Origin of the sequence: Azospirillum brasilense (genome assembly GCF_003349955.1) — a bacterium.
Taxonomy (GTDB): domain Bacteria; phylum Pseudomonadota; class Alphaproteobacteria; order Azospirillales; family Azospirillaceae; genus Azospirillum; species Azospirillum brasilense_B.
In genome coordinates this window covers 67,190-77,265 of record NZ_QLKQ01000025.1, presented here as the reverse complement: position 1 = coordinate 77,265, position 10,076 = coordinate 67,190, and the positions used below count along the sequence as shown (strand labels likewise).

Genomic DNA, 10,076 nt, shown 5'->3' with positions numbered 1-10,076 from the left:
CATCGACGCGCCTTCGGACCGCCGTTCCAAAACGCTGATGAATGATCCGGGCTAGGGTTGTCGCAGAGACGCCCCGGCGGCGCTTTCTTCACCCGTCCGCCGGATGGGGTGGCTGAAGCGGGCTCCCGCCTTCCCCCATGCATCCCCAGGCGGGCGCCTTCCCTCAGTCGCAGAGCCCGAAAAACCCCCTCCGTGCGTGGAGGCCGGCCGCCCAGCAAACGGCGCTGGGCGCCCAGATCGGAAAACCGGGCGCCCCGCCTCCCGTCGGTGCTCGAACGCCTGCGCCGTCCCCGGCTACCGTGCTGTCATCGGTTTTTCAGACAGCCCCGACATGGCAAAGCGATCATCACGTTCACCGGAGGCCATGGACCCGCCGCGTCCACCGCCCGAGGCCCGCGAAAGCGGCATTCATCGCCTCAACTTCAAGGGAACGGCTCCCGCGAAGGAGATGGCGCAGCGCCTCGCCAATCTGTCGCGGGCGAACCGCGAGGCTGACGCCGCCGGTCTGCTGGACCTGCTCGCCGCCGATCAGGGACTGGCCGTGGTCGGCGATCCGCTGACCGTGCGCGTCGCCAATCTGGCGCGCGACGGGGCGACGAGCGTCCGGTCGTTGGTCGCGGCTCTCCTGGGGGACGGGACGGGCGACGTCGAGCTTCATCCACCGGGCGCGCTGCAGGAGCTGGAGCGTCGCCTGGACGAGGTGTCGGCGGATCTCGCGGACGCCCAGCGCCGGAACGAGGAAAAGGCAGCGGCCCTCGCCGACGTCCGGCGCCGGGGTGAGGAAAACGCCGCCCATGCCGGCGATCTGCAGCGCCGCCTCACAGTGGCCAACCAGGCGCTCGGTGCGGCGCAGGCGCGGATCACCGAACTGGAGAGGGTTCTGGAGGCGGCGCGGCAAAGCCTGCTCCAGGCGGAACGGATGGCGGCGGAACGGCCGTCCGCGCAGACGATGTCCCCGTTGGATCAAGCAGTTCCGAACGGCTGCCGAGGCGATGCCGGCGCGATCCCGCTGCCGGCCTCGCCGCAATCGAGGCTGGGTGGCATGGTTGATCGTGTTTGCCAAGCGATCCTGCGCGGCACCAGGAACGCCGCGATGGTCCTCATCGCCAGCACCGCGGCCATGGCCATCCTCGGCATCGTGATGACCCAGAGCAGCGGCGTCATGGCTCCGCCAAGCGAAGCCGACAGCCCCGCGGCGGCGCCGCTGCTTGGGTTGTCGTCCGCCGGAGGCGATGGGGAGGCGGGGCGCAGCGTGCTTCCCGGCCTCGTGGCGCCTCCGTCACCCGCGGCGGTGGAGGTGGCCTCGTTGCCGCCCGCCGTGCCACCTTCACCCGCCTTCGGAGGGCAATCGGCACCGCCGGTGCCGGAAAAGGCCGCGGGCGACGCCAACCCGGCAGGCAGGCCCTCATCGCCGCCGCCAGCGTTGCCGCCGGACGCCGCATCGGCTCCAGCGTCGCCTCCCTTCATCGCCGTGCCGACGGCGCCGACGCCCTCGGTCGCCCCCGAGGCCGTGCGTCGCTTTGCCGACATGCTGGACCAGATCGGCCGGACGCTGGAGCGGCTGAACGCGGCGGAAACGGAGCTGACCAAGCGTCTGGCCGGACTGGCCGCCGCATCCGCCCCGGCGCCGGACAAGCCGAAGGACGCGCCCAAGACGGCCTCCAGCGGCCCCAAGGCGGCCCCCGTCAGGCCGCGCGCGGACGCCCGGCGGCGCGTGGCCGACATCCGGGACGACGAAACCCTGGCGCGGGCGGCGCAGCGGCACGGCGTCCGGCTGGAGCGCATCTACGATCTGAACCCGGCTCTGGAAGCCGTCCCTCCGGACGTGCCGTTGACCAAGGGGCAGGTATGGATTCCGAACGATTTCTGAGCCTGCTGCGGCGACCGGATGCATTTTCGGGTGCCATCCGTACATTGGGTTGTCGTTTGTATGCGAATAATGAACCTTAGGGTTCGGTGACCGAAATCCGGGATTGCGGCGCTGGCGCCCAACCCCTCATTAGGCGGTCGATGCGACAGACGTTTTGTGCAGGCAAGATTAGGTGCATGTCGTGACAACACATTACAGCCGCGCAAGCGCCCGCCCCGAAGGGCCTCCCTTGCCACGCGGCGAGCAGCGCAACGAGCTGGTGCAGTTCCGGATCTCGCCGAGCGAGCGGGCTCAGCTCAAGGACGCGGCGTGCCGGCGTGGTTTTCTGGACGGTGAAGGCAAGCCCAACGTCAGCGGCTACCTCCGGGCCATCGTGAAGGCCGACTGCGCGGCGATGGACGGGTCCATGGACACACGGTCCCCGGCCTCGAACCCCGCGCCGACACGCCCGGCGCCGCCGCCTCTGGCACCGGCGGCAACCGAGGCGTTGCGCAGCATCCTCGCCCAGGTGACGGGTGCCTGCTCCAACCTCAACCAGCTCGTCCGGGACGTTCACCTGGAGAAACGCGGCTCGCGGCCTTCGGCGGAGGTGAGCGGGCTTCGCATCGAGGGCGTGCTGGTCGCCATCGAGCGGGACGTCCTCGGGCCATTGTCCCACCTTCTCGGACGCCGCCCTCCGAAACCCGTGACCTCGTCCATTTCCACGGATCGTCCGCCGGAGTCCTCCGCTGCCGTGGCGGCGCCGGCGCCCGAGGGCGCGGTGACGAGCACCGCCGAGCGCTTCCGGCGCACAGGCGGGCCCTCGCCGAAGCCGCAGCGCGATTATGTGCGGCGTCCGCCGTACCGCTGATCCGGAGACCGAACGTGAGCCTGAACCTGCAAAGCGCGTTGCGCGCGGCCCTTCTCGAGCGGGCGGGCATCGCCGCCGGGGCGCAGCGGCGCGGCCTGCGGCCCTGCGTCGTCAAGTCGATCGGTGCCGGACGCCGCACCAGGGCCTCGGTGGCGCGGCTGGTGGACTACATCGCGCGCGCCGACCGGCTGGCCCCCGAGGACTTGGCCGCGGAGCAGAAGGCCGCCCTTGCCGATGGCGCGGTGATCCGTCCGGGCGATGCCGTCGCCGTCTTCGACGAGTGGAGCCGCCCGATCCCGCCGCAGGAGATCGACGCCGTTCTGGCGTCCTGGCCATCCATGGAGGGCCCCGATGATCACCGGGTCCGCGCGCGCCATCTGGTCTTCACGGTTCCCGTCGACCATCCGGCCGACGCCCCGCGCGTGGAGATCGCCGTGGCCTCGGCGATCCGCGAGACTCTGGCGGTGTGGGACAACACGGTGCTCTGGGCCTTGCACACCGATCACGCCGACCATCCGCATGTCCATGCGGTGATCGGCACCCCGCCCGACGCTCCGCTGCGCCTCGATCGCGACGGCCTGGTCCTCGACGCCTTGCGCGCGGCGCTTGCCCGCAACGCCCGGGCCAGCGGCTTCGACGTCAGCGCCGAGCGGCGCTGCGACCGCCCGGACGCGGAGCCGCCGCTGATGAAGGAGCTCGACAACCTGCAACGCCGCGTCCCGAACTGGACCGCCGCGTGGGGGTCCGGCTACATCGAGCGGGCGCGGGCCGGTCGGGACGGTCACCCCGTCGATCCCACCGCAGCCGCCCGGTCCCGCAACGCGATGGCGGCAGAAGACCCGAAGCTGGCGGCGTGGTACGCCGCCCATCGCCCGCTGGCCTTCGGCGATCCCGGGGAATTGAGCTGGGAGGCCGCCCGGGCAAGCGCGACCGATGCGAAAGCCTTGCGCGACCGTGCCGCCCGCCGTCACGGACTCGCCGTTCTGGCCGACACCGTGGATCGGACGTTCCCCGCCGGAGACGCGGACCATCTCGTGCACGCCATCCGCGCGCGCGTGGAACGCATGGCCGCCGCGATGCCGCCGGAGCGTGCCGGCACACCCCCGCAGCCACGCCGGGAACGTCGGGACGGGCGTGTCCGCTGACCGGTGCACGCGGGTGCTCGAACGGCGAATCCCTGCGTCGCTACGCTGCCTCCATTGTCCATTCTATGAGCTGGAGGCAAGACATGGGATACAGCCGCGGTGACCGCTGGGGAGATGACCGGCGCGATGACGGGCGTGCGGGGGAGCCTTCCGGCGCCGACCGGAGCGCGCGCGGCGGAAGCGACGACCGCACCGGTCGGTCGACCGACCGAGGGCGGGGCGACCACGGCCGCAGCGCGGAGGATCGCGGCGCACGCGGTCGGAGCGACCGCGACCGGAACGAACGGGGCGATCGTGGCCGCGGCGGAGAGGATCGCGGCAGCGGGCGAGGTCGTGGAGACCGCGGCCGTGCCGACGACCGGACGCAGACCGATCCGGGGCGCAGCGAGATCGAACTGGTCGGCACCGTCGCGGGAGAGCCGACCTACAGCCAGGGTCGCAAGGTCGCGTCGCTCTGGCTGTCGGTGCACACCCAGGTCCAGCTCGAGGGCGCCGACCGGGACATCCGGGGCTACCACCCGATCAGCGTCTGGGGCGATCTCGCCACCGACCTTCGCGACGAGTTCCGCGAAGGCGACATCGTCCGGGTCCACGGCCGGATCGCTTACGAGCCGGGGGAGGGCGACCGCGACCCGCAGCGTGTCCGGGTGAAGGTCGACGCCGACTTCGGCTCGATCGGCCGGCTTCCGGACGACGAGGCCAAGGGGGTCCAGGACTGCAACCGCGTTCATCTGGAAGGCGTCGTCCACGGCGATCCGCGCTTCAGCGAAGGCCGCGGCGACAAGGCGGCCTATCTGGCCTTCGATGTGGAAACCGTGGTCGAGGCGCCGGACGGCAGACGGAGCCGGGCCTGCCACGAGGTCGTGGTGTGGGATCGGGCGGCCATCGAGGCGAACGGCTTCGTCAACGACGGCGTGCGCGTCGAGATCACCGACGCGCGCCTGCAGTACATGCCCACGCGGCGTGACGGCAAGGACTTCGCTCCCCGGATCATGGCCGACGATCTGGCCGGCCGCGTGACCCCGGCCGTGTGACCCGGCCATGATGTGGACCGTGGTCGGCTTCGATCCGGGCGCCCGCACGGGGCTGGTCGACCACGTCGACGGCGGCAGCACGCTCGAGGCGGCCCGCGAGGCGCGCCGAAGAAGCGGTTTTTCCGACTTCCTCTGCGTGGCCGTCTATCGCGGCCGCCTGGAGCCCTCCGCCCTGGTTCAGGACATCGATGCGTTCCTGCTCGGGGGCGGGGCGCGGGCCGCGCCGAACGGTGAGGTGGCGGGCGAACACACGGTGGTGGCATACTGGCGGTACAGCGGCGACGTCCTGACGTCGGCCGCTGCGCGCACCCGGGCGGCTTCGGGGCTCGCCGCGATGGGGCTGGTGCAGTTGCGCGTGGCGCCGCCGCACGAGTTGCAGGTGGTGGCCGCCTTCCCGGGACACATCGAGCCGTCGCTGACGGCAGAGGCTTTGGCGGACGACTGGTGATGGGGATGGACAGGGGGGTTGGGAGTGAACAGACCGCAGTGCCTTTTGCGTCGGCGCGCTCCTTTCGCCGGCCGGGAGCCGGCTTGGGCGTGCCGGAGCAGGTCGCGGCCCTGCGGGTGGAGAAACTCCTGGTCCGGCTGGCCGACCCTTTCCATCCGGAGCGCCGGATGAGCCGCCGCTTGCCCGCTGCGGCGCTCACCGTCGGCCTCGTCCGGGAGTGGAGCGACAGCGGCTACGATGTGAGCATCGCACCCGAGGCGCCGGACGGTCTCGTCGTGATCAGCCGCGTCACCAAGCCCGGCTTGGCCAAGCTGTCCGCGGCGGGTCTGGAGCCGGCCTGTGTGGTCCGGGGGTCCGCCCGCTACGACGCTTTCGTCCGTCTGGCCCCCAAGGGGGACCCGCTCGGCACGGCGCCACGCGTCCTGACCGCCGCCGCCAGGCTCGTGACGGCCATCGCCGGTCAGGACCCGCGCGCCGTGCACTGGCAGCGCGGAGGCATGGTTGTCGGGACGAAGAGGCAGCTCTCCGGCGGGCCGCCGGTCAAGTTGTATGCCGACGACGGCGGACTCGCTCCGGCCGGCCGGATGCTTCTGGAGCGGGCCGCGGATGTCGTGGAGGGGGTCGAGGACAGCCGGAGCATGGCCTACGAAGGCGCTGTGGACCCCATCGGCGAGCTGGACGGCATCGCGGGGTACAACGGCCCGCTCGCCGAGGAGCAGGCCCGGCAGGTCTACGAGCAGCAGGCCGCCATCGCGCGCTATTACGGTCTGACCGATCCGGACGCCGTCGACCGCGTCGTCGCCGTCGCGGCGCTGAAGGCCGGAGCCGATCCGGACCGCGTGCGCGCGATCATCCGGGCCGGGTCTCCCGACCTCGTCCGGCGGCATCGGGCCGTGAAGCCGTATCTGGCCTCGCTGGTGGCCGATGCGCTCGCCTCCCCGGAGGTGCGCCGGCACATTGAGCAGCAGCTGCAGCGGTACGGCAAACTGTCGTCGCTGATCAACACCAAGCTCACCTCGGTGCAGGCGTCCCTGCTGATCCAAGCGGAACAGAAGGCGCCCTGACGGGAAAGGCGTAAGAGGAGTGTGATCGTACCGGATCAGGAATTGACAGCCGGCTTCCAGTTCCATGGGAGCAGGCGGGCGTCAGCCTGGATGACCTCGCGCGGGCGATCCGGGGCGGGGACCAAGCCCACCTCCTCCAGTTTCTGGCACCGGCCCAGCCGCCGGAAGGCCAGTTCCTACCCGGAGGGGGCTCAATCGGCGGAGACGGGGGCGCCGAAGGGCCAGGGCTGAGGGTTGAGCCATAGGCCGGTTCGCCGCCGGCCGGCGGTGGTCTGGTCGGGCTGGTAGTGACCGCCGCTTTCCGCCGGATGGTCGATGGCGAGGCCGGCGAGCACCTGCAGGCGGGCGGGGTCCATCGACCCCGCCAGGCACTGCGCCATCGGGTGCTCCTCCGAGCCGGCCCGGGCAAGCCGGCATTCCACGGTGAGACCGCGGGTCCGCAGGTCCAGCAGCAGCGCCGCCAGCTTCCCGCAGGGATAGCGATGGCCCCGGACGTCGGCACACTCCTGTTCCAGCGCCAGAGGGCGGATGCCCCAGAGTCGAACGTGCGTGCCGGCGACGACCAGGGTGCCGCCGTCGGGCACCGCCTCCACGGGACCGCGGATCACCGCCTGTCCGTGGGCCGGGCCGGCGAGCAGGAGCAGGACGGCGGTGGCCCCGAACCGCCGCATCAGCCGACGTCCTGCATCGCCGCGCGCACCAGCGGGGACGGCTGGTCGGTGTGCGGGGTCGCCGGGGCCGGCGGCGTGGCGGTGCGCAGGTAGGAGACCACGAACACCCGTACCGACGCGGTGAGCGAGGCGCTGCGCCGCCGCCGGTCGATGATGGTGCACAGTTCGTTGAGGGTCAGGCCCTCGCGGTCGCCGATGGCCCGGAGGTCGGCCCAGTAGGCCGGCTCCAGCGCCATGCTGGTGCGCCGGCCGGACACCACGAGGTTCCGGCACACCGGCCGGGGGGAGGGGTGCTTGCGGGAAAGGGTGGGCATGGTGAGTGCGTCTGTTCATTATAAGAAAGCCAATCTGATTTTATCCCATAGGCGAGCGCCGTCCAGTGCGAAGAGGATCGCCGCCATGAACGGGTGGACGACGCGGCTGCGCGACCGTATGGCGCAACAGGGGCTGACCAAGGCGGCGGTGATCCGCCACGTCCGCATCGACCACAAGACGCTGACCCGCTTCCTCGCCGGTGCGCTGGAGCACGGCCTGCACCCCGACCAGTTCCAGCGCCTGTGCGAGGTGCTGGCGATCACGCCCAACCAAGCGCTGGGGCTGGAGCCGATGGACGGCGCCGACCCGGTGTCCCCCGATCCGCTGGCCCCGGAGGTGGAGCGGCTGCTCGGCCGCACGGGCGAACTGACGCCGGAGAACCTGGCGCTGGTCGCCGACCTGCTCGACCGGCTGGCCCATCACCGCGTCGGCCTCGGCCGGCGGCTGCCCGCGGACGCCGAGGCGTGACCGTCACTCCGCGATGAAGTCGGCCAGCGGCGTGTCGCCGAAGGCCGGGGCGTCGCTGTCCAGGTTCAGCAGCCCACCCTGGCGGAACAGGGCGCTGCGCAGATAGTCGATCAGCGCGCGCACGCGCGGGATGGCCTTGGTCTCGCGGTGGCAGACCAGCCAGAAGGCCACCGGGGCGCTGTAGCCCTCCAGGTCCAGCACGCTCAGCGTCGATTCCCGCCGGGCGATGGTCAGCGGTTGCATGCTGATCCCATGCCCGAGCAGCGTCACCATCCCCAGCGTCAGCGACGAGTTGGTCCGCAGCACCACCGAGGGATGCCCGGCCACCACCTCCGCCCACGGCGCCCAGGCGCCGTCCCGGGGGTAGTGCAGGTGGTCGCAGATCGCATGGCCGGCGAGGTCGGCCAGCCGGCGCGGCGTGCCGGCCTCGCGCAGGTAGCTCTGCGCGGCGGTCGGCCGGAAGACCATGCGGGCGCTGGCGATCGGCACCACGTCGGGATGCGTCGGCTCGTGGTAGCTCACCACCACGTCCGCCTCCAGCCGCGCCACGTCGGGCACGGCGTGCGAGCACAGCACCTCCAGCGTGATGCCGGGGTAGGCGCGCCGGAAGCCGGCCAGCTTGGGCGTCAGCCAGTAGCCGCCCACCCCGTCGGAGGTCCACAGCCGGATCGTCCCCGACAGGCCCAGCTCCGCGGTGCCCCGGCTGCGGGCCAGCCGGACCAGCCGCTCGATCTCCTCGGCCACCCCCAGCACCTGCGCGCCGGCCGGGGTCAGCACCACGCCGTGCGCCACCCGGCGGAACAGCGGCGTGCCGAGCCGGCTCTCCAGCGCCTCGACGTGGCGGCCCACCGTGGGCTGGCTGCTGTTCAGCCGCTGCGCCGCCGCGGTGAAGCTGCCGCAGCGCGCCGCCTCCAGGAAGTAGGGCAGGTGGGTCCAGTCCGCCGGGTCGAGCGTACTCATGCGATTCTGAATGGCACGAGAACGGAATTGGCCGAGGCGCCTCGCCCCGCCCGCGGCCTACAGTCCCGGCGCACGGCAAGGAGGGCAGGGCGATGGGCGGACGGAGCGGGCAGGGGAGGGCGGTCGCGGTCACGGCGGTGACTGGGTTCGACGGGTTGCAGCAGGCGCTGGCGGTGCGGGCCGCCGTGTTCATGGGCGAGCACGCCACGCCCTACGAGCGCGAGTTCGACGGCAACGACCTGTCCGGCACCCACGTGCTGGCCACCGTGGACGGCGAGCCCGCCGGGGCCATGCGCATCCGCTACTTCGGTGACTTCGCGATGCCGGAGCGGCTGGCCGTGCTGCCCAAGTTCCGCGCCCCGGCCTTCGCCGGCAACGTGGCGCTGAAGCTGGCCCGCTACACCTTCCGCTTCCTCGGGCGCAAGGGCTTTACCGCCTTCTACGGGCGCTCGCTGAGGGACGTGCTGCCCTTCTGGGAGCTGTTCGGGGCGGCGCCGCTGGCGGACGGGGTGTTCCGCATCGGGGACTACGAGTGCGTGGCGATCGCCGGCGTGCGCCAGCGGCCGTCGGATGCGTTGACCGTGCATTCCGGGCACCTCCTGCTGATGCGGCCGGAGGGGCAGTGGGACCGGCCGGGCGTCCACGACCGGGCGGCGGCCGGGGTGCCGGTCACCGGTAGTGGGTTATAGTCAGAATACAAATCTGAACTTATCCAATCGCCGGAAAAAGTCCAGCGCGGCCATGGTGTGGCCATGACCGCGCCCGGCAAACGGCTCCGCCGCCGCATGACCTTCCTGCGTCTCGGCGTCGACGAGACGGCGGCGCGCGTCGGCATGGACTACGACGAGTTGAGCCGCTACGTCTCGGGCGCCGCCAAGCAGAGCCCGCACCCGGAGCTGTTCTTGCGGCTGTGCCGGGTGCTGACCGTCACCCCCGACCAAGCCTTCGGGCTGGCGCCGATGCCCGGCGTGGACACAGCCGGCGAGGACAGGCCCGGCGTTGACGAGGGCACCCCGGTCGACCGGGACACCGCCGAACGGGAGCGCATTCGCGCCAGCCTGAACGTGCTGGACGAAGAGGGCCTGCGCCTCGCCGCCGACCTGTTGGATAGTGTGCTGCGTTCCCAGCAGAGGGGCGGGCGGTAAACGCGCCGGCCGCTTGGCATCCCCAAACTTGAACCGGATCGCCCGAACCGAGCGACAAGGGGGACGACCGCAGCGTCCGTCTCCGTCATACTGGCTGCCCGGATCA

General features: G+C 71.8%; 12 protein-coding genes. 9 read left to right on the top strand and 3 right to left on the bottom strand.

Annotation, left to right across the window (positions count from 1 at the left end):
- Positions 1-364 precede the first annotated feature (364 nt).
- The 6 genes from DXK32_RS13405 to DXK32_RS13380 all read left to right on the top strand — a co-directional run bounded on the left by DXK32_RS13405 (position 365) and on the right by DXK32_RS13380 (position 6,411).
- Positions 365-1,870, top strand: a complete 1,506-nt coding sequence (locus tag DXK32_RS13405; protein ID WP_114858965.1) for a hypothetical protein — start codon at positions 365-367, stop codon at positions 1,868-1,870.
- A gap of 229 nt (positions 1,871-2,099) precedes the next feature.
- Positions 2,100-2,720: a hypothetical protein gene (locus DXK32_RS13400; RefSeq protein ID WP_114858964.1), complete on the top strand. Its 621-nt coding sequence runs from the start codon at positions 2,100-2,102 to the stop codon at positions 2,718-2,720.
- A gap of 14 nt (positions 2,721-2,734) precedes the next feature.
- Positions 2,735-3,865: a hypothetical protein gene (locus DXK32_RS13395; RefSeq protein ID WP_114858963.1), complete on the top strand. Its 1,131-nt coding sequence runs from the start codon at positions 2,735-2,737 to the stop codon at positions 3,863-3,865.
- Between the two features lie 83 nt (positions 3,866-3,948).
- Positions 3,949-4,899 (top strand): single-stranded DNA-binding protein, encoded by a 951-nt coding sequence (locus DXK32_RS13390; RefSeq protein WP_114858962.1) that lies wholly within the window; start codon positions 3,949-3,951, stop codon positions 4,897-4,899.
- Between the two features lie 7 nt (positions 4,900-4,906).
- Positions 4,907-5,347 (top strand): hypothetical protein, encoded by a 441-nt coding sequence (locus DXK32_RS13385; protein WP_114858961.1) that lies wholly within the window; start codon positions 4,907-4,909, stop codon positions 5,345-5,347.
- 89 nt (positions 5,348-5,436) lie between these two features.
- Complete coding sequence (locus DXK32_RS13380) at positions 5,437-6,411, top strand: RepB family DNA primase (protein ID WP_247877128.1); 975 nt, start codon at positions 5,437-5,439, stop codon at positions 6,409-6,411.
- Between the two features lie 191 nt (positions 6,412-6,602).
- Here the strand turns inward: DXK32_RS13380 and DXK32_RS13375 are convergent, their stop codons facing one another.
- Both DXK32_RS13375 and DXK32_RS13370 read right to left on the bottom strand, forming a co-directional pair.
- Entirely contained in the window at positions 6,603-7,082 is a 480-nt protein-coding gene (locus DXK32_RS13375; RefSeq protein WP_114858959.1) for a thermonuclease family protein, read from the bottom strand.
- Positions 7,082-7,396 (bottom strand): ribbon-helix-helix domain-containing protein, encoded by a 315-nt coding sequence (locus DXK32_RS13370; RefSeq protein WP_114858958.1) that lies wholly within the window; start codon positions 7,394-7,396, stop codon positions 7,082-7,084. Before DXK32_RS13370 ends, DXK32_RS13375 begins: the two co-directional genes overlap by 1 nt.
- 85 nt (positions 7,397-7,481) lie before the next feature.
- Between DXK32_RS13370 and DXK32_RS13365 the strand changes: the two genes are divergently transcribed.
- The gene (locus DXK32_RS13365; protein ID WP_162801170.1) at positions 7,482-7,865 is read left to right on the top strand and encodes a helix-turn-helix domain-containing protein; all 384 of its coding nucleotides are present in this window, start codon (positions 7,482-7,484) and stop codon (positions 7,863-7,865) included.
- Between the two features lie 3 nt (positions 7,866-7,868).
- On the opposite strand, the gene DXK32_RS13360 is transcribed toward DXK32_RS13365, so the two are convergent.
- Positions 7,869-8,825, bottom strand: a complete 957-nt coding sequence (locus DXK32_RS13360; protein WP_114858956.1) for a LysR family transcriptional regulator — start codon at positions 8,823-8,825, stop codon at positions 7,869-7,871.
- Positions 8,826-8,917: 92 nt separating this feature from the next.
- On the opposite strand from DXK32_RS13360, the gene DXK32_RS13355 reads away from it, so the two are divergent.
- Both DXK32_RS13355 and DXK32_RS13350 read left to right on the top strand, forming a co-directional pair.
- Positions 8,918-9,514: a GNAT family N-acetyltransferase gene (locus DXK32_RS13355; RefSeq protein ID WP_114858955.1), complete on the top strand. Its 597-nt coding sequence runs from the start codon at positions 8,918-8,920 to the stop codon at positions 9,512-9,514.
- 63 nt (positions 9,515-9,577) lie between these two features.
- Positions 9,578-9,970: a helix-turn-helix domain-containing protein gene (locus tag DXK32_RS13350; protein WP_114858954.1), complete on the top strand. Its 393-nt coding sequence runs from the start codon at positions 9,578-9,580 to the stop codon at positions 9,968-9,970.
- Positions 9,971-10,076 lie beyond the last annotated feature (106 nt).

Coding starts and splice junctions, on each gene's coding strand:
- DXK32_RS13405 (WP_114858965.1), top strand. CDS start 365: ATGGACCCGCCGCGTCCACCGCCCGAGGCCCGCGAAAGCGGCATTCAT.
- DXK32_RS13355 (WP_114858955.1), top strand. CDS start 8,918: ATGGGCGGACGGAGCGGGCAGGGGAGGGCGGTCGCGGTCACGGCGGTG.
- DXK32_RS13375 (WP_114858959.1), bottom strand. CDS start 7,082: ATGCGGCGGTTCGGGGCCACCGCCGTCCTGCTCCTGCTCGCCGGCCCG.
- DXK32_RS13365 (WP_162801170.1), top strand. CDS start 7,482: ATGAACGGGTGGACGACGCGGCTGCGCGACCGTATGGCGCAACAGGGG.
- DXK32_RS13360 (WP_114858956.1), bottom strand. CDS start 8,825: ATGAGTACGCTCGACCCGGCGGACTGGACCCACCTGCCCTACTTCCTG.
- DXK32_RS13390 (WP_114858962.1), top strand. CDS start 3,949: ATGGGATACAGCCGCGGTGACCGCTGGGGAGATGACCGGCGCGATGAC.
- DXK32_RS13350 (WP_114858954.1), top strand. CDS start 9,578: ATGACCGCGCCCGGCAAACGGCTCCGCCGCCGCATGACCTTCCTGCGT.
- DXK32_RS13370 (WP_114858958.1), bottom strand. CDS start 7,396: ATGCCCACCCTTTCCCGCAAGCACCCCTCCCCCCGGCCGGTGTGCCGG.
- DXK32_RS13385 (WP_114858961.1), top strand. CDS start 4,907: ATGATGTGGACCGTGGTCGGCTTCGATCCGGGCGCCCGCACGGGGCTG.